13 protein-coding genes and 2 rRNA genes are annotated in these 19,205 nt (G+C 57.7%); 6 read left to right on the top strand and 9 right to left on the bottom strand.

Going from position 1 to position 19,205, the window contains the following annotated elements; genetic code table 11:
* Positions 1-38: 38 nt before the first annotated feature.
* On the top strand, positions 39-1,451 hold the full coding sequence (locus tag VZP09_RS23795; RefSeq protein WP_002887384.1) for an aminotransferase-like domain-containing protein: 1,413 nt from the start codon (positions 39-41) through the stop codon (positions 1,449-1,451).
* A 71-nt stretch (positions 1,452-1,522) separates the two neighbouring features.
* Here VZP09_RS23795 and fosA read toward each other — a convergent pair whose 3' ends face one another.
* Together fosA and VZP09_RS23785 are read right to left on the bottom strand one after the other, a co-directional pair.
* Positions 1,523-1,942, bottom strand: a complete 420-nt coding sequence (gene fosA, locus VZP09_RS23790; protein ID WP_004146118.1) for a FosA5 family fosfomycin resistance glutathione transferase — start codon at positions 1,940-1,942, stop codon at positions 1,523-1,525.
* Positions 1,936-2,844, bottom strand: coding sequence for a LysR family transcriptional regulator (locus tag VZP09_RS23785; RefSeq protein WP_020316585.1), 909 nt, complete (start codon positions 2,842-2,844; stop codon positions 1,936-1,938). The genes fosA and VZP09_RS23785 overlap by 7 nt, the downstream gene beginning before the upstream one ends.
* Positions 2,845-2,930: 86 nt before the next feature.
* Between VZP09_RS23785 and VZP09_RS23780 the strand changes: the two genes are divergently transcribed.
* Positions 2,931-3,713 carry an NAD(P)H-dependent oxidoreductase gene (locus VZP09_RS23780; RefSeq protein ID WP_064277474.1) on the top strand — a complete coding sequence of 261 codons (783 nt, stop codon included), beginning with the start codon at positions 2,931-2,933 and terminating at the stop codon, positions 3,711-3,713.
* A gap of 36 nt (positions 3,714-3,749) precedes the next feature.
* Here VZP09_RS23780 and VZP09_RS23775 read toward each other — a convergent pair whose 3' ends face one another.
* From VZP09_RS23775 to VZP09_RS23760, 4 genes are read right to left on the bottom strand one after another with little or no spacing between them, the layout of a single operon-like run.
* Positions 3,750-4,706: an ABC transporter permease gene (locus VZP09_RS23775; RefSeq protein WP_225372245.1), complete on the bottom strand. Its 957-nt coding sequence runs from the start codon at positions 4,704-4,706 to the stop codon at positions 3,750-3,752.
* The gene (locus tag VZP09_RS23770) at positions 4,703-5,674 is read right to left on the bottom strand and encodes an ABC transporter permease (protein WP_004146909.1); all 972 of its coding nucleotides are present in this window, start codon (positions 5,672-5,674) and stop codon (positions 4,703-4,705) included. Before VZP09_RS23770 ends, VZP09_RS23775 begins: the two co-directional genes overlap by 4 nt.
* Positions 5,667-7,151 carry a sugar ABC transporter ATP-binding protein gene (locus VZP09_RS23765; protein ID WP_016946160.1) on the bottom strand — a complete coding sequence of 495 codons (1,485 nt, stop codon included), beginning with the start codon at positions 7,149-7,151 and terminating at the stop codon, positions 5,667-5,669. The genes VZP09_RS23770 and VZP09_RS23765 overlap by 8 nt, the downstream gene beginning before the upstream one ends.
* Before the next feature lie 50 nt (positions 7,152-7,201).
* Positions 7,202-8,185, bottom strand: a complete 984-nt coding sequence (locus tag VZP09_RS23760) for an autoinducer 2 ABC transporter substrate-binding protein (protein ID WP_002887349.1) — start codon at positions 8,183-8,185, stop codon at positions 7,202-7,204.
* A 504-nt stretch (positions 8,186-8,689) separates the two neighbouring features.
* On the opposite strand from VZP09_RS23760, the gene trpS reads away from it, so the two are divergent.
* The 4 genes from trpS (at position 8,690) to VZP09_RS23740 (ending at position 14,936) form a co-directional block, all read left to right on the top strand.
* Positions 8,690-9,697 (top strand): tryptophan--tRNA ligase, encoded by a 1,008-nt coding sequence (gene trpS / locus VZP09_RS23755; RefSeq protein ID WP_031592140.1) that lies wholly within the window; start codon positions 8,690-8,692, stop codon positions 9,695-9,697.
* 306 nt (positions 9,698-10,003) lie between these two features.
* A complete protein-coding gene (locus VZP09_RS23750; RefSeq protein WP_064277475.1) occupies positions 10,004-11,071 on the top strand; it encodes an HlyD family secretion protein in 1,068 nt (355 codons plus the stop codon).
* A complete protein-coding gene (rbbA, locus tag VZP09_RS23745) occupies positions 11,068-13,812 on the top strand; it encodes a ribosome-associated ATPase/putative transporter RbbA (protein WP_064277476.1) in 2,745 nt (914 codons plus the stop codon). The genes VZP09_RS23750 and rbbA overlap by 4 nt, the downstream gene beginning before the upstream one ends.
* Positions 13,812-14,936: an ABC transporter permease gene (locus tag VZP09_RS23740; protein ID WP_002887327.1), complete on the top strand. Its 1,125-nt coding sequence runs from the start codon at positions 13,812-13,814 to the stop codon at positions 14,934-14,936. Before rbbA ends, VZP09_RS23740 begins: the two co-directional genes overlap by 1 nt.
* 40 nt (positions 14,937-14,976) lie before the next feature.
* On the opposite strand, the gene VZP09_RS23735 is transcribed toward VZP09_RS23740, so the two are convergent.
* The 3 genes from VZP09_RS23735 to VZP09_RS23725 all read right to left on the bottom strand — a co-directional run bounded on the left by VZP09_RS23735 (position 14,977) and on the right by VZP09_RS23725 (position 19,097).
* Entirely contained in the window at positions 14,977-15,294 is a 318-nt protein-coding gene (locus VZP09_RS23735; RefSeq protein WP_002887322.1) for a hypothetical protein, read from the bottom strand.
* Between the two features lie 590 nt (positions 15,295-15,884).
* Positions 15,885-16,000: ribosomal RNA gene (rrf, locus tag VZP09_RS23730) — 5S ribosomal RNA — on the bottom strand.
* A gap of 195 nt (positions 16,001-16,195) precedes the next feature.
* Positions 16,196-19,097: ribosomal RNA gene (locus VZP09_RS23725) — 23S ribosomal RNA — on the bottom strand.
* Between the last annotated feature and the right edge of the window lie 108 nt (positions 19,098-19,205).

Raw genomic sequence — 19,205 nt, 5'->3', positions numbered from 1 at the left:
GGTTATTCCATCTGTATGGCGGCAATTAAGGATACAGTATGACCCGCTACCAACATCTCGCTACGCTGCTGGCCGAACGCATCGAACAGGGCCTGTATCGCCATGGCGAAAAGCTGCCGTCGGTGCGCAGCCTGAGCCAGGAGCACGGCGTCAGCATCAGCACCGTCCAGCAGGCCTATCAGCTGCTTGAGCAGCAGCAGATGATTGTGCCGCAGCCGCGATCGGGCTATTTCGTCGCCCCGCGCAAAGCCCAGCCGCCGGTGCCGCCGATGTCGCGTCCGGTCCAGCGCCCGGTGGAGATCACCCAGTGGGATCAGGTGCTGACCATGCTTGACGCCCGCTACGATAAATCGATCATCCCCTTCGGCGGCGGCTCGCCGGACGTGACGCAGCCAAGCCTGAAGCCCATCTGGCGTGAACTGAGCCGGGCTATCCAGCACAACCTCACTGAGGTGTTGAACTATGACGAGCTGGCCGGGCGTCGCGAGCTACGGGAGCAGATCGCCCGCCTGATGCTCGACGGCGGATCGGTGGTAACTGCCGACGATCTGGTGCTCACCAGCGGCTGCCACAGCGCGCTGTCGCTGGCCCTGCTGTCGGTGTGCCAGCCAGGGGACATCATCGCCGTGGAATCCCCCTGCTACTACGGCACCATGCAGATGCTGCGCGGGCTGGGATTAAAGACCATTGAGATCCCCACCGATCCGGAAACCGGGATCAGCATCGAGGCCCTGGAGCTGGCGCTGGATCAGTGGCCGATCAAAGGGGTGATCCTCGTGCCAAACTGCAATAACCCGCTGGGCTTTATCATGCCGGACGCCCGCAAGCGCGCGGTGCTGAACCTTGCCCAACGCTACGATATCGTTATTTTCGAGGATGATATTTACGGCGAGCTGGCCACCGAATACCCGCGCCCGCGCACGATCCACTCCTGGGATATCGACGGCCGGGTGATGCTCTGCAGCTCCTTTACCAAAACCATCGCCCCCGGGCTGCGTATCGGCTGGATCGCCCCCGGGCGCTACTACGACAAGCTGCTACAGATGAAGTACGCCGCCAGCGGGACCAACGTCCCCTCCACTCAGCTGGCGGCCTGCAATTTTATTCGCGAAGGCCACTACCACCGGCACGTGCGGCGGATGCGGCAGATCTATCAGCGCAATATCGAGATCTACACCTGCTGGCTGCGGGAATTTTTCCCCTGCGGGATCTGCGTCACCCGGCCGAAGGGCGGTTTTATGCTGTGGGTTGAGCTCCCGGAGCAGGTAGATATGGTCTGCGTCGCCAAGCAGCTGTGCCGGCTGAAGATCCAGGTCGCGCCGGGCTCGCTGTTTTCGGCAGCGGGCAAGTATCGCAACTGCGTCAGGATCAACTGCGCCCTGCCGCCGACCGAGAAACATAAAGCGGTGATGGTGAAGCTGGGAGAAGCGGTGAAGGTGGCGATGGAGTGAATTTAACCTGTTCTCCCCGGTGGCGCTGCGCTTACCGGGGCTACGGGTGATCTGGCGTCTGCGAAGCAGCTTCACTGATCAAAAAACACCATCCCCTTATACGGCTGTTCGCGGCAGGCGGCCAGACGCTGGGCGAGACTGCCGACGTGCAGCTCCAGCTTATGGCCATCGGGATCGAGGAAATAGTGCGAGGCACCTTCGCTACGGTTCAGCTTCCAGATCGCCACGCCGGCAGCCTCAAGGCGGGCGGCGAAGCTAGCAAAATCGGCTTCGCTAATACTAAACGCATAATGGGTGTAGTCGCTCTCTTCCGGCGGAGTAACGCGCCGCTGCGGATCCAGCGACAGGCACAGCCACAAATCGCCGCAGGAGAGATAAGCCCCGCTGTCCCAGCGGGCATGCAGCGTCATGCCCAGCAGCTGCTGATAAAACGCCACGCTCGGCGCCAGCTGGCTGACTGCCAGGGTCAGGTGATTCAGTCCACTCAGCATGTCTGTTCCTCCAGTGAATTCACAATGAACTGACGCAGCCATTGATGCGCCGGGTCGCGGTGCCAGCGCTCGTGCCACAGCATCAGCATCTCAAAGCCGGCGACCGCCAGCGGCGGCTCGACGACCACCAGCCCGCTCTGCCCGCGCACCAGCCGCTCCGGCAGGACCGCCACCAGATCGCTATTGCGCAGGGTCTCCAGCATAAACAGGAAATGTGGCACGGAAAGGACAACCCGCCGCGTCAGTCCGAGGTTAGCCAGCGCGATATCGGTCGCCGCGCTGAAGCCGCCCCCGTCCGGGGAGACGATCACATGCTCCAGCTGACAGAACGTTTCCAGGCTAAGCCCAGGCCGCAGCGCTGGATGTTCCGCCCGTCCAGCCAGCACGTAGCGTTCGCGAAACAGCAGGCGCTGATGCAGCCCCGGCGGCGCGCCCTCGCGGGTATGAAAGAAGAGATCTACTGTATCGCTGGCCGCCTGCTGCTCCAGCCGCGCCGGCTGTAATTCGAATACCGCCAGCCGACTGCCGGGAGAGGCCTGGCGTAACCCAGCCAGCATCGGCAGGAGGATCGCCGAGGCCATATAGTCCGTCGCCGCCACCCGCCAGGTCTCCGCCGCCGTGGCCGGATCAAAAGGGCTGACCGGCGCCACCGCCTGCTCCAGCGCGGCTAATGCGGCGCGCAGCGGCTGGCGAAGCTCATCGGCGCGGGCGGTGGGCTGCATGCCGCGCGGGCCCGGCATCAGCAGCGGATCGGCGAAAATCTCCCGCAGCCTGGCGAGCTGAATACTTACCGAGGGCTGCGACAGATTCAGCCGCTGCGCCGCCCGGGTAACGTTGTTTTCGCTAAGCAGCACATCCAGGGTGCGCAACAGATTGAGATCCAGACGCTGTAAATTAATCACGACTATACCGGGAATTTAAGTAATTAATTTCTACTATAGCGTCAGCTTTCCTACTCTGCAGCTCTCCATACGCCAGAGGTGATATTATGAAAGTACTGCTGATTTACGCCCATCCGGAACCGCGCTCGCTCAATGGCGCGCTGAAAAATTTCGCCATCCGCCATCTGCAGCAGGCCGGGCATGAAGTGCAAGTCTCCGATCTCTACGCCATGCGCTGGAAGGCCGGGTATGACGCCGATGACAGCGGCGCCCCGCCGGTCGGCGAGTTCTGGCGGCCGACCCTCGATTCCAAACAGGCCTTTGCCCAGGGCACCCAAAGTGCGGATATCGCAGCCGAGCAGGAAAAGCTGCTGTGGGCCGATACGGTGATTTTCCAGTTCCCGCTATGGTGGTTCTCGATGCCCGCCATCATGAAGGGCTGGATCGACAGGGTGTACGCCTGGGGCTTTGCCTATGGCGTCGGCGAGCACAGCGACCGCCACTGGGGGGATCGCTACGGGGAAGGCACTTTCGTCGGCAAGCGGGCGATGCTGATCGTCACCGCCGGCGGCTGGGCGGAACACTATTCACCGCGCGGGATCAATGGCCCCATCGACGACATCCTGTTCCCCATTCAGCACGGTATGCTGTTCTACCCCGGCTTTGAGGTGCTTCCGCCGCTGGTGTTCTACCGCACGGATAAAACCGATGCCGGGCAGTTCGCCGATCAGTGCGCCGCCCTGGCCGAGCGGCTGGACACGCTGTGGCAAACCGAGCCCATTCCATTCCGCCGCCAGAATCATGGCGATTATCTGATCCCGTCGCTGACGCTGCGCCCGGAGCTGGCGCCGGGGCAAAGCGGCCTGGCGGTGCATTTGCGTAGCGAATAACTGGCTATCCCGTCTTCGCCCCCGAGGACGGGTCATTTACCCGGCTCTCTCCAGTCCCAACATGCCTCGCGCCTGGATAAAGCACAGCAGCAATACGCCCCACAGCGCCATCGTCAAATAGGGGCTGATACCGAGGATATTGAACCCACTCTCAATAATCTGCAGCAGGAACAGCGCGAGCACCATCCCAACGATGCGCCCACTACCGCCATCCGGATTCACGCCGCCAAGCACCGCCGCGAGGATCGACACCAGCAAATACGATTCCCCATAAGATGCTTTGGCTGAGTTCAGCTTCGACATCATCAGAAACGCAGCCACCGCGCAGAGCAGGGCCGAGATGACATATACCCACATCAACACCCGCCGGGTATTGATCCCGGAATAATGGGTCGCCCGTTCGTTGGATCCGATCAACATGATCGCCCGACCCAGCGGGCTTTTCTCCAGCAGCACCCACAGCCCGGCCGCCACCACCGCAAAAAGCCACATTGGCAGCGGAATACCGAACCACTGGGCGTGATTCAGCCACAGCACCCACTGCGGATAGTTAGCGATGGCGCTGCCGCCGGTGATCAGAATATTTATCCCTTTGAGCAGGGTCATCATGCCAAGGGTAGCCAGGATCGGCGAAACGCGGATCCCGGCGATCAATATCCCGTTGCACAGGCCAATGATCATCGCCGCCCCTCCGCCGGCCAGCAGCGTCGCCAGCGCGGTAGCGCCCCCAGGCGGATAGCTCGTCGCCACCCAGGCCATCACCAGCGAGCAGGCGTTAGCCGTCGCGATAATTGACAAATTAATGCCGCCGCAAAGCATAGTCATGGCCATCGCCAGCGCCAGGATCCCCAGCTCCGGCATTTGCGAGGCAATCGACTGGAAATTGCTGACAGACCAGAAGATGTTTGGCATGGCGATGCTAAAGGCGATAACCATCAGCAGCAGCAGGCCGATCAGGTAAAACTCAACGTTGTTGCGCCACGATTTTTTCATAACAAGCTCCGGTTCTGATGCTGGCTCCATGCCGTTACGCTGATGCTGACGACGATGATCGCCCCAGTGATCAGGGTCTGCCAGTAGGAGGAGACCCCTAGCAGGTTCAGGCCGTTCTGCATCACCGCCAGTAAAATCACCCCCAGCAGCGTACCGGTGAGAGTTCCGCGCCCGCCAATCAGGCTGGTGCCGCCCAGCACCACCGCCGCCAGCACCGTCAGCTCATAGCCCAGCAGTGAATCCGGCGCAACGGTCATCACTGTCCACGCCTGCACGACACCTGCGGCCCCCGACATTAGCCCCATATAGCCATAAACGAACAGCTGCAGGCGGAGCACGCTGAAGCCGACGCGGCTGGCGGATTCCCGGTTGCCGCCCATGGCATAGATCTTGCGGCCAACGGTGGTGAAATTCATGATAAACGCGGTCAACAGCACCACGACGATCATCGTCAGCAGCGGCAGGCCCAGGCCGTAATCGTAACCATCGGCATCGGTATATTTGAACAGCATAACCCCCTTTTCAAACCACGGAGGGAAGTCGTAGAGCCAGACACCTTTGCTTAACCACAGCAGCAAACCGTAGAAAATGTTGAGCGTAGAAATGGTGATAATGATCGAGGGCACCCGCAGACGATTAACCAACAGCGCGTTCACCAGCCCCAGCAGCACGCCGATGCCGCCGGCAAGCACAAAAGCCACCGCGAAGTTGCCGCCTACTTTTTGCAGCATCACCACCATGCCGTACTGGGCGATAATGGTCATAGCCGGGAAGGAGATATCAATCCCGCCGGCGATCAGCACCACGAACAGACCACAGGCGAGAATGGTCAGCATCGCATAGTTATTAGCGAGGTCGTAAATATTGCCGAAAGTGAAAAATTCCTCACTGCGCCAGCCCAGCAGCAGGCACAGCGCAATAATGAACATGCCTAACCAGAATTCATGTCGTTTCAACAGATTAGCCATTGACCACCTCCGCTATCTGCTGCTGGGTACTGCTGTCCGGCAGGAAGCTATGGGTCAACTCGCCCTGCTTCATCACCAGGATGCGATGACTCTGGTACCACGCCTCTTCGATCTCGTCGCAAATCATCAGCACGGCGATACCATGGGCAGCCAAATCGCTGATGATATGATAGATCCCGGCTTTGTTTGCGATATCCACCCCCACGGTTGGGCTATCGAGGATCAGCAGCTTAGGAGAGATCGCCAGCCATTTGGCGATAGAAACGCGCTGGGCATTACCACCGGAGAGGGTATTCACCGGCAGATGCGTATCCGGCGCCTTAATGGTCAACGCGTTGACCATTCTTGCGACCAGCTGCTGAGCTTTACTATCACTCAATAGTCCGCAAGCGCCTTTCACTTTATGAAACACGGTGCTGATAATGTTGTTTTCAATCGACTGACTCATCACCAGGCCGCGCGACATACGGTCCTCGGAGACATAGCCGATACCGTGGCGGATAGCGTCCTGATTGCTACGCAACCGCACCGGCTGGCCATTTATCAGGATCTCGCCGCTGTCAGGGCGGGTCATGCCGAAAAGGCTCAGGCACAGCTCTGTTCGCCCGGCGCCCAACAGGCCGACTATCGACACCACTTCTCCGGCTTCGACCTTCAGGGAGACGTTATGATATTCCCCCTTGCGGCTGAGATTGCGCACCTCCAGCACCGGCGTACTGCCCTGCCCCTGCCACAGATCGCGCACCTGATAGTCAAACTCCTGGCCCGTCATCAGAAAACCGAGCCGGCGGGTGGTTACCTCTGCCGCCGGCATGGTGCCGACCAGATTGCCATCCTTCAGCACGCTGATGCGGTCCGATACGGCCATGACCTCTTCCAGACGGTGGCTTACGAAGACGATGCAGATCCCCCTCTCACGCAGCTGGCGCACCACATGCAATAGTCCCTCCACTTCCTGATGGGTCAATGAGGCCGTGGGTTCATCCATAATGATAAGCCGGGCATCCTGCGCCAGCGCGCGGCAGATAGCCACCAGCTGACAGCGAGCGATGGAGAGCGATTCCACGGCGGCATCCAGCGGCAGCGAGACGTTAATACTGCGCATCGCCTGCTCCGCACTGCGTCGCAGTTCGCTGCGCCTCACCAGCACGCCGCGATGATAGTGGTTTATAGCAATGTTCTCCCACACGCTGAGATTGGGAAACAGCGACAGATCCTGATAAATCACCTGGATCCCATGGGCGACAGAGGCCGCTGGCGTCAGTTTTGGCCACGTCTTGCCGCCCAGCGTCATCGCTGCGCCCTCATCCGGGCGATAGACGCCAGAGATAATTTTGATCAACGTCGACTTCCCGCAACCGTTCTGCCCGGCCAGGCAGTGCACTTCTCCGGGCATAAAGTCGATGCTGATATCATTGAGCGCGCGGTTGGCGTGGAAGGTTTTGCTGACGTGTCGAAGGGAAAGGAAAGGTTCCATAGCATCCCCTGGCTGGTTAAGCCGGGGCGGCTGGCGCCCCGGAAGGTGGATTAGTAGAGCGAATCAATATTGTCTTTATTTACCAGCAGCACTTTATGGAAGCGGATAATATGCTTGTCGCTATCGACCTCCGCTTTACCGAGCTCTTTCAGTTCAAATCCCGGCTCAATGGTTTTGCCGTTCAGCAGGGTGCTGGCGACGGCCGCGAGGGCATAGCCGGCTGTCGCCGGATCGTAGGTGATCCCTTCGGTAATATCGCCGCTCTTAATAAGAGAGGCCGCCTGCGAGGGGATCATCATCCCGTAGACCGCGACTTTATTTTTCGCACGCTTCTCTTTCACCGCGCGCCCCGCGCCAATCGGGCCATTCGAACCAAAAGAGACCACCGCTTTCAGATCCGGGTAAGTTTTCATCAGATCGAGCGTGGTACGGCGGGAATCATCAACACTTTCCGCCACCGGCATTCGGCGGGTGACTTCATGCATGTCCGGGTAATGTTCTTTTTGGTATTTCACCAGCAGATCGGCCCACAGGTTGTGCTGCGGTACCGTAAGGCTACCGACATAGATAACGTAGCCGCCTTTGCCACCCATCCGCTTGGCCATATGCTCCACGTATTCAGCAGCGAACTTCTCGTTATCGATTATCTCCACATCCCAGTTGGCGCTCGGCTGCCCGGGCGATTCGTTGGTCAGTACCACGATGCCGGCGTCACGGGCTTTTTTGAATACCGGCTCCAGCACGTTGGCATCGTTAGGCACGATAGTGATGGCATCCACTTTACGTGCAATCAGGTCCTCAATAATTTTCACCTGCTGCGGCGCATCGGTGCTGGACGGCCCTACCTGGGAGGCGTTGAGGTTAAACTCTTTCCCGGCCTGGACTACCCCTTCACCCATCCGGTTAAACCATGGCATGCCGTCCACTTTTGAAATATTGACTACGGTTTTTTCCGCCGCATATACCGGCGCGGAAATAAGCGCAGCCCCCAACAGCAAGGATGAAAAAATATTAACGACCAGACGTTTATGCATAATAATTAGCCTCAATACGTTGTAGTCAGACAGGGGTATGACGCAAAGCGGAAAAATAGATNGAAATTGTAATAATGTTAATAATTTAGAAGAGAATAAACACAAGCTGTAACAGCAGACAGGTAATTTCCAGCTATAAATATGGATAATAATACTATAATCCTGTGGCGTGATCTTTTTCACAAAAAAAATGCAACATAGTTTGTTGTTCCAGAATAATGATCGGGTCGCAGAGAAAATATATTTTTCACGCTTCGTTATTTACCGAAAAACAATCACATAAATAACACCAGGAAAAGTATGTGATTTTTGATTGCGCCTCCAGCCCCTTCCGTGGCAGGATACTCCCTATGAACAGAAACGTTATCGTTACCTATCCCCGCCGTTGGTGGCTGCCTGCATAACAGGCGGCACGATACACGTTTCCATTTTCAAAGCCGCCGGAAGGCGGCTTTGGTGTTTTCAGGACGTCTTTCGGCTGAACAGTCTGATAAGGAGTTCTTGATGAACCATCCACAAACCATCCTCACCGGTGACCGCCCGACCGGCCAGCTGCATCTTGGCCACTACGTCGGCTCGCTGCGCCAGCGCGTCGCGCTGCAGCATAACCACCAGCAATTTATCCTGATCGCCGACCTGCAAGGGCTCACGGACAACGGCAGCAATCCGCAAAAAATCAGCCACCATATCCTCGAAGTCATGGCCGATTATCTGGCCGTCGGCATCGACCCCAGGCTCACCACTATTTGCCTGCAGTCCGCCCTGCCGGCGCTGGCGGAGCTCAGCGCGCTGTATATGAATATCGTCACCGTCGCCCGCGTAGAACGTAATCCGACGGTCAAAAATGAGATTGCCCAGAAGGGATTCGCCCGCTCGCTGCCGGTGGGTTTTCTCGCCTATCCGATTAGCCAGGCGGCCGATATCACCGCGTTCAAGGCCGAACTGGTGCCGGTGGGCGACGATCAGCTACCGATGATTGAGCAGACCAACGAGATCGTCCACAAGATGAATAGCCTCACCGGCGAGCCGGTGCTGCGCCACTGCAAGGCGCTACTCAGCGAAGTGAGTCGCCTGCCGGGCGTCGATGGCAACGCCAAAATGTCGAAATCGCTGGGCAATACGCTGACGTTATCGGCCACAGAGGAGGAAATCCACCACGCGGTCAGCGCGATGTATACCGACCCGACGCACCTGAGAGTCAGCGATCCGGGGCATGTCGAGGGCAACGTGGTGTTTACCTATCTCGATGCATTCCACAGCGATAAGGCGCGGGTGGCAGAGATGAAAACCCACTATCAGCGCGGCGGGCTGGGCGATCGCCAGTGTAAGAATGAGCTGGAGACCTGCTTGCAGACGCTACTGGCGCCGATCCGCGAACGCAGGGCCACTTTTATTCAGGATAAAGGGATGCTGTTGGAACTGCTGCGCCAGGGCAGCGAACGCGCCCACCACCTCACACAGCAGACGCTGCATGAGGTGAAGCGTGGGCTGGGTCTGCCGGTGCTGTTCTGAGATGGTGAAATACTCCCTGTGCGGATAATTTTGTTAACACGCCGACAAGACCCTGTCTTTCGTATGGACAATATCGCCCCGGCTGTTACTATCGCGTTAACGGTAGCTCTCACTATGCGTGTTTCATTAAGGCCAGGATCGCTGATGATGACCACATAAGTAGCCCAGCGAGCGGCTGCGCATCGGCGCGGCAGAGCGCGGCGTCAGCGGCCCTCCCTCCACTTTTTCGTCCTTCGCAAGAAGGACGCTCCGCCCGCCGGAGGAAACACGCGCACCACTCAGCACAGGGAATCAAGCGAGTCGCGTATGGACAAAATAAAGAAACATTGGGCAGGGTATTTTGTCGGCTTACTGGTGGTGCTCGCCGCCGCCGCATGGTGGCTGCTGCGCCCGCCGGGACTCCCGGCGGGGTTTGCCAGCAGCAACGGCCGAATCGAAGCCACCGAAGTTGATATTGCCAGTAAAATCGCCGGGCGTATCGACACCATTCTGGTCAAAGAGGGTCAGTTCGTGCACCAGGGAGAGGTGCTGGCGAGAATGGATACCCGGGTACTGAACGAGCAGCGTCTTGAAGCCGCCGCGCAAATCAAGGAAGCGGAAAGCGCGGTCCTGGCCGCCAGAGCCTTGCTCGATCAGCGACAAAGTGAAATGCGTGCCAGCGAAGCGGTAGTGAAGCAGCGCCAGGCGGAGCTGGATTCCACGGCGAAACGCCATGTTCGCTCCAACACCCTCTCCCAGCGTGGCGCCGTCTCCGCCCAGCAGCTGGATGACGATCGCGCGGCCGCAGAGAGCGCCCGCGCGGCGCTGGAATCGGCGAAAGCCCAGGTCTCCGCCGCCCGCGCCGCCATCGAAGCTGCCCGCACCAGCATTAATCAGGCGCAAACCCGCGTCGAAGCCGCCCAGGCGACCGAGCGGCGGATCCTCGCCGATATTGACGATAGCGAGCTCAAAGCCCCCCGCGATGGCCGCATTCAGTATCGCGTCGCTGAGCCAGGCGAAGTCCTGGCCGCCGGTGGCCGGGTACTGAACATGGTCGATCTCGCCGATGTCTATATGACCTTTTTTCTGCCCACCGAACAGGCAGGTCTGCTGGCGCTCGGCAGCGAAGCGCGCTTGGTCCTTGATGCCGCGCCGGATCTGGTGATCCCGGCCAATATCAGCTTTGTCGCCAGCGTCGCCCAGTTCACGCCGAAAACGGTCGAGACCAGCGACGAGCGCCTGAAGCTAATGTTCCGCGTCAAAGCGCGTATCCCGCCGGAGCTGCTGGCGCAACACCTGGAGTATGTCAAAACCGGCCTGCCCGGTATGGCTTACGTACGGCTGGATAAACAACAACCCTGGCCTGAAGCCCTGGCGGTGAGGTTGCCGCAATGAAACTGACGCCGCAGGATACCTCGCCCCCCGTCGCCCTGCTGGAACATGTTGGTCAGCAGTTTGGCGCCACCATCGCGCTGCGCGATATCAGTCTGGCGATCCCGGCACGGCGTATGGTTGGCCTGATTGGCCCGGACGGCGTCGGCAAATCGAGCCTGCTTTCGCTGATCGCCGGGGCGCGGACCATCGAGCAGGGGAACGTGATGGTGCTTGGCGGCGATATGCGCGATGTGCATCACCGCCGCGAGGTGTGTCCGAAAATCGCGTGGATGCCGCAGGGGCTGGGGAAAAACCTCTATCACACTCTCTCGGTGTATGAAAACGTCGACTTCTTCGCCCGCCTGTTCGGCCACGATAAAGCCGAGCGCGAACTGCGCATCAACGAGCTGCTGCAGAGTACCGGGCTGGCGCCGTTTCGCGATCGCCCCGCCGGAAAACTCTCCGGTGGGATGAAGCAAAAGCTCGGCCTGTGCTGCGCGCTGATCCACGATCCGCAGCTGCTGATCCTTGATGAACCGACCACCGGCGTCGATCCCCTCTCCCGGGCGCAGTTCTGGGAGCTTATCGACAATATTCGTCAGCGCCAGCCGGATATGAGCGTGCTGGTCGCTACCGCCTACATGGAAGAGGCCGAGCGATTTGACTGGCTGGTGGCGATGAACGCCGGCGAGGTGCTGGCGACCGGCAGCGCCGCAGAGCTCAAAGCCCAGACCGGCAGCCAGACCCTGGAGCAGGCGTTTATCGCCCTGCTGCCAGAAGCACAGCGTCAGGCGCATAGGGCGGTAGTTATCCCACCGCGCGACAGCCGTGAGGAAGAGATCGCCATCGAAGCGCGCGGCCTGACCATGCGCTTTGGCAACTTTGTTGCCGTCGACCACGTTAATTTCCGCATCGCCCGCGGTGAAATCTTCGGCTTCCTCGGCTCCAACGGCTGCGGCAAATCCACCACCATGAAGATGCTCACCGGCCTGCTGCCCGCCAGCGAAGGTGAAGCCTGGCTGTTCGGCCAGCCGGTCGACCCGAAGGATATCGCCACCCGCCAGCGGGTGGGCTATATGTCGCAGGCCTTCTCGCTCTATAGCGAGCTGACCGTCCGGCAAAACCTCGAGCTGCACGCCCGCCTGTTCCATATTCCGGACGGCGAAATCCCCGGCCGGGTGGCGGAAATGTGCGAGCGCTTTATGCTGACCGAGGTTGAAGACGCGCTTCCCGCCGATCTGCCGCTGGGGATCCGTCAGCGCCTGTCGTTAGCGGTGGCGGTCATCCATCGCCCGGAGATGCTGATCCTCGACGAGCCGACCTCCGGCGTCGACCCGGTGGCGCGGGATATGTTCTGGCAGCTGATGGTAGACCTCGCGCGGCAGGATCAAGTGACCATTTTTATCTCCACCCACTTTATGAATGAGGCGGAACGCTGCGATCGTATCTCCCTGATGCACGCCGGCAAAGTGCTGGCCAGCGATACGCCGCAGGCGCTGGTCGAGCAGCGCGGTTCAAACAGCCTGGAAGAGGCGTTTATCGCCTGGCTTAAAGAGGCCCAGCCGTCCTCTCCAGTACCAGAAGAACCCACGTCTGCTGTGGCATCGTATTCCCGACACACGACTCCACGGCAGGCCTTCAGTCTTCGCCGGCTGTTTAGCTATAGCCGCCGCGAGGCGCTGGAGCTGCGCCGCGATCCGGTACGATCGACGCTGGCGCTGCTGGGGACGGTGATCCTGATGTTTATCATGGGGTATGGGATCAGCATGGACGTTGAGGATCTGCGCTTTGCCGTCCTCGACCGCGATCAAACCCTCAGCAGCCAGGGCTGGTCGCAGAATCTCGCTGGCTCACGCTACTTTATCGAACAGGCGCCGCTGCGCAGCTATGACGAACTGGACCGCCGGATGCGCGACGGCGAGCTGGCGGTGGCGATAGAGATCCCGCCGAACTTTGGCCGCGATATCGCCCGCGGCACGCCGGTGCAAATCGGCGTGTGGGTGGACGGCGCGATGCCCAACCGCGCGGAAACCGTGCGCGGCTACGTACAGGCGATGCATCTGGCCTGGCTGCAGGAGATGGCCGGCCGGCAGAGCAGCCCGCAGCGCGATACCTCGCTCATCTCCATCGAGACCCGCTATCGCTACAATCCAGATGTGAAGAGCCTGCCGGCCATCGTCCCGGCGGTGATCCCGCTGCTGCTGATGATGATCCCGGCGATGCTCAGCGCCCTGAGCGTAGTGCGTGAGAAAGAGCTCGGATCGATTATCAACTTGTACGTGACGCCAACCACCCGCAGCGAATTCCTGCTCGGCAAGCAGCTGCCTTACATCGTACTGGGGATGTTTAACTTCTTCCTGCTGTGCGCGCTGTCGGTCTTTGTCTTTGGCGTCGCGCATAAGGGGAGTTTCCTGACGCTGACCCTGGCGGCGCTGCTGTATGTCACCATTGCCACTGGTCTGGGGCTGCTGATCTCAACCTTTATGAAGAGCCAAATCGCCGCTATTTTCGGTACCGCGATTATTACGCTGATCCCGGCAACCCAGTTTTCCGGAATGATCGATCCGGTGGCCTCGCTGGAAGGTCCCGGACGCTGGATTGGGCAAATCTACCCGACCAGCCACTTCCTGACTATCGCCCGCGGGACCTTTTCGAAAGCGCTGAATATTAGCGATTTGTGGGGCTCATTCATTCCGCTACTGATTGCGGTGCCGCTGGTGCTCGGGTTGAGCGTGCTGCTGCTGCAGAAACAGGAGGGATGATGCGCGGATTACGCAATATTTATAATCTTGGCGTCAAAGAACTGCGCAGCCTGCTCGGTGATAAAGCTATGCTGGCGCTGATCGTGTTTGCGTTTACCGTGTCGGTGTACTCCTCGGCCACGGTGATGCCCGGTTCGCTGCACCTGGCGCCGATCGCGGTTGCTGATATGGATAAATCCCAGCTCTCCTCACGCATTATTAACGCTTTTTACCGTCCCTGGTTTCTTGAGCCGGAGCTGATCACCGCTGATGAGATGGACGCCGGGCTGGATGCCGGGCGCTACACGTTCGCCATCAACATCCCGCCTAACTTCCAGCGCGATGTACTGGCCGATCGGCAGCCGGAAATCCAGGTCAACGTCGACGCCACGCGCATGAGTCAGGCCTTTACCGGCAACGGTTACATCCAGAATATTATCACCGGCGAAGTAAACAGTTTTATCGCCCGCTATCGGGATAACAGCGTGCTGCCGGTAGAGCTGGCGGTCAGGATGCGTTTTAATCCTAACCTTGAGCAGGAGCGCTTTGGCGCGGTGATGGCGATCATCAACAATATCACCATGCTGGCCATTGTCCTCACCGGTTCGGCGCTGATCCGCGAGCGGGAACATGGCACCATTGAGCATCTGCTGGTGATGCCGATCACGCCGTTTGAAATTATGCTGGCCAAGATCTGGTCGATGGGCCTGGTGGTGCTGGTGGTCTCCGGGTTGTCACTGATACTGATGGTACAGGGGATTTTGCAGGTGCCCATTGAAGGGTCGATTCCCCTGTTTATGCTGGGGGTGGCGCTCAGCCTGTTCGCCACTACCTCGATCGGCATTTTTATGGGCACCCTCGCCCGCTCGATGCCGCAGCTGGGGCTGCTGATGATCCTGGTCTTACTGCCGCTGCAGATGCTCTCCGGCGGATCCACGCCGCGAGAAAGTATGCCGCAGCTGGTACAGGATATTATGTTGACCATGCCGACCACCCACTTCGTCAGCCTGGCGCAGGCGATATTGTATCGAGGCGCCAGCTTCGCCATCGTCTGGCCGCAGTTCTTAACCTTGCTGGCTATCGGCGGAGTGTTCTTTACTATCGCGTTGCTGCGTTTTCGTAAGACTATTGGTGAGATGGCATAAAGGCTTAAGAAGGGCCGTCGACTTACGGCGGCCGAATGGTTTATTTATGGCGATTCATAAAGCGACGTAAACCCCAGGTGAAGGCCATCGCCATACTGAAGAGAATGAACAGCAACACCACCCAGCTGATGGAGATGCGCAGCAGCGTGCCGGGGGTCATAAACGGCTGCAGATACACGGTGAAGGACTGGGCTGGTGATTTTCCCAGCAGTTCATAAACGTTATCGGTGAGCCACACGCCGACCCGGCAGAACAACCAGATAATCGCTGGCCAGCAGAGCAGCACCAGAAAGGTAAAGCGCTCCTGAATGTAAGTGAAGAGCTGGCGCAATGGCGACCAGTTAAGCAGGATTTTCATTTCTATTCTCATTTGCCAGCCGAGAACCAGTCTATGTTTCGCAAGGTATTTCGGGCAGCATCCATACAGGCAATCATCCCCCTTTGTATATCAAATTTGCTGCCATATAAACCAGATCAAGTTAACAAAGTGTTAAAGATAAAGCTCATTTAGACAAAAACAGGGAAGAAGCATACCGTTCGCCACAATACATCCGGAAGCGAAGTATCCAGTCACGGAAATATTTTTTCTGAAGCGTAAACGCGTTATTTTGTGGGAGGAAGAGGCCGCATCATTATTTTACCGGAGCACAATATAATGGCGCTGAAATAAAGAAATAATATTAATCGTAGCTGCTGATAATTATTTTCCGACTTGTATCATCCGGTAAATTCACTATCCGGTTGACCATGCCACAAGCATTCGTCACGCTATTTTGCGAAGCAATAAAGGCGGTGCTGCGCACCTTGTCCGGCCACAGGGACGTAGCCCCGTGTCGGATCCGTAGCCCCGGTAAGCGCAGCGCCACCGGGGAGACATACCGGCACGCTGGCCGGACGACAGAAACGCAAAAAGCCCATCCGGCAGGATGGGCTCTTCACTTGTTTGATGCCTGGCAGTTCCCTACTCTCACATGGGGAGACCCCACACTACCATCGGCGCTACGGCGTTTCACTTCTGAGTTCGGCATGGGGTCAGGTGGGACCACCGCGCTAGTGCCGCCAGGCAAATTCTTTGTGCTCAGTACGCAATTCTTTATCGCATCAGCTGCGTTGCCTGCGCTCGTAAAGTCAGTCACATACTTNNGTATGCTCCTTCCTTTCCGTCGCTTGTCGCCTTGCTGCTGCGCAAATTATTGCGTACTCAACTCTGAATCTAAGCTGAAAATTCTCTCAANTCGCCAAAACATCTTCGGCGTTGTAAGGTTAAGCCTCACGGTTCATTAGTACCGGTTAGCTCAACGCATCGCTGCGCTTACACACCCGGCCTATCAACGTCATCGTCTTTAACGTTCCTTCAGGAGACTTAAAGTCTCAGGGAGAACTCATCTCGGGGCAAGTTTCGTGCTTAGATGCTTTCAGCACTTATCTCTTCCGCATTTAGCTACCGGGCAGTGCCATTGGCATGACAACCCGAACACCAGTGATGCGTCCACTCCGGTCCTCTCGTACTAGGAGCAGCCCCCCTCAATTCTCCAGCGCCCACGGCAGATAGGGACCGAACTGTCTCACGACGTTCTAAACCCAGCTCGCGTACCACTTTAAATGGCGAACAGCCATACCCTTGGGACCTACTTCAGCCCCAGGATGTGATGAGCCGACATCGAGGTGCCAAACACCGCCGTCGATATGAACTCTTGGGCGGTATCAGCCTGTTATCCCCGGAGTACCTTTTATCCGTTGAGCGATGGCCCTTCCATTCAGAACCACCGGATCACTATGACCTGCTTTCGCACCTGCTCGCGCCGTCACGCTCGCAGTCAAGCTAGCTTATGCCATTGCACTAACCTCCTGATGTCCGACCAGGATTAGCTAACCTTCGTGCTCCTCCGTTACGCTTTGGGAGGAGACCGCCCCAGTCAAACTACCCACCAGACACTGTCCGCAACCCCGGTAAGGGGCCAACGTTAGAACATCAAACATTAAAGGGTGGTATTTCAAGGTTGGCTCCACGCAGACTGGCGTCCACGCTTCAAAGCCTCCCACCTATCCTACACATCAAGGCTCAATGTTCAGTGTCAAGCTATAGTAAAGGTTCACGGGGTCTTTCCGTCTTGCCGCGGGTACACTGCATCTTCACAGCGAGTTCAATTTCACTGAGTCTCGGGTGGAGACAGCCTGGCCATCATTACGCCATTCGTGCAGGTCGGAACTTACCCGACAAGGAATTTCGCTACCTTAGGACCGTTATAGTTACGGCCGCCGTTTACCGGGGCTTCGATCAAGAGCTTCTCCTTACGGATAACCCCATCAATTAACCTTCCGGCACCGGGCAGGCGTCACACCGTATACGTCCACTTTCGTGTTTGCACAGTGCTGTGTTTTTAATAAACAGTTGCAGCCAGCTGGTATCTTCGACTGGTCTCAGCTCCATCCGCAGGGACTTCACCTACACACCAGCGTGCCTTCTCCCGAAGTTACGGCACCATTTTGCCTAGTTCCTTCACCCGAGTTCTCTCAAGCGCCTTGGTATTCTCTACCTGACCACCTGTGTCGGTTTGGGGTACGATTTGATGTTACCTGATGCTTAGAGGCTTTTCCTGGAAGCAGGGCATTTGTTACTTCAGCACCGTAGTGCCTCGTCATCACACCTCAGCCTTGATTATCCGGATTTGCCTGGACAACCAGCCTACATGCTTAAACCGGGACAACCGTCGCCCGGCTAACATAGCCTTCTCCGTCCCCCCTTCGCAGTAACACCAAGTACAGGAATATTAACCTGTTTCCCATCGACTACGCCTTTCGGCCTCGCCTTAGGGGTCGACTCACCCTGCCCCGATTAACGTTGGACAGGAACCCTTGGTCTTCCGGCGAGCGGGCTTTTCACCCGCTTTATCGTTACTTATGTCAGCATTCGCACTTCTGATACCTCCAGCATGCCTCACAGCACACCTTCGCAGGCTTACAGAACGCTCCCCTACCCAACAACACATAGTGTCGCTGCCGCAGCTTCGGTGCATGGTTTAGCCCCGTTACATCTTCCGCGCAGGCCGACTCGACCAGTGAGCTATTACGCTTTCTTTAAATGATGGCTGCTTCTAAGCCAACATCCTGGCTGTCTGTGCCTTCCCACATCGTTTCCCACTTAACCATGACTTTGGGACCTTAGCTGGCGGTCTGGGTTGTTTCCCTCTTCACGACGGACGTTAGCACCCGCCGTGTGTCTCCCGTGATAACATTCTTCGGTATTCGTAGTTTGCATCGGGTTGGTAAGTCGGGATGACCCCCTAGCCGAAACAGTGCTCTACCCCCGAAGATGAGTTCACGAGGCGCTACCTAAATAGCTTTCGGGGAGAACCAGCTATCTCCCGGTTTGATTGGCCTTTCACCCCCAGCCACAAGTCATCCGCTAATTTTTCAACATTAGTCGGTTCGGTCCTCCAGTTAGTGTTACCCAACCTTCAACCTGCCCATGGCTAGATCACCGGGTTTCGGGTCTATACCCTGCAACTTAACGCCCAGTTAAGACTCGGTTTCCCTGCGGCTCCCCTATACGGTTAACCTTGCTACAGAATATAAGTCGCTGACCCATTATACAAAAGGTACGCAGTCACACCCGAAGGTGCTCCCACTGCTTGTACGTACACGGTTTCAGGTTCTTTTTCACTCCCCTCGCCGGGGTTCTTTTCGCCTTTCCCTCACGGTACTGGTTCACTATCGGTCAGTCAGGAGTATTTAGCCTTGGAGGATGGTCCCCCCATATTCAGACAGGATACCACGTGTCCCGCCCTACTCTTCGAGTTCACAGCCTGTGCATTTTGGTGTACGGGACTATCACCCTGTACCGTCGGACTTTCCAGACCGTTCCACTAACACACAAGCTGATTCAGACTCTGGGCTGCTCCCCGTTCGCTCGCCGCTACTGGGGGAATCTCGGTTGATTTCTTTTCCTCGGGGTACTTAGATGTTTCAGTTCCCCCGGTTCGCCTCGTTAACCTATGTATTCAGTTAACGATAGTGCAACGAATTGCACTGGGTTTCCCCATTCGGACATCGCCGGTTATAACGGTTCATATCACCTTACCGACGCTTTTCGCAGATTAGCACGTCCTTCATCGCCTCTGACTGCCAGGGCATCCACCGTGTACGCTTAGTCGCTTAACCTCACAACCCGAAGATGTTTCACTTCTGATTGCGAAAATTTGAGANACTCGAACACACATTAACTGTGTGTCGTTTCAATTTTCAGCTTGATCCAGATTTTTAAAGAGC

Origin of the sequence: Klebsiella sp. EMBS2024, from assembly GCF_036233805.1 — a bacterium.
Lineage (GTDB): Bacteria > Pseudomonadota > Gammaproteobacteria > Enterobacterales > Enterobacteriaceae > Klebsiella > Klebsiella pneumoniae.
This window is presented reverse-complemented; position numbering and strand designations above follow the sequence as displayed.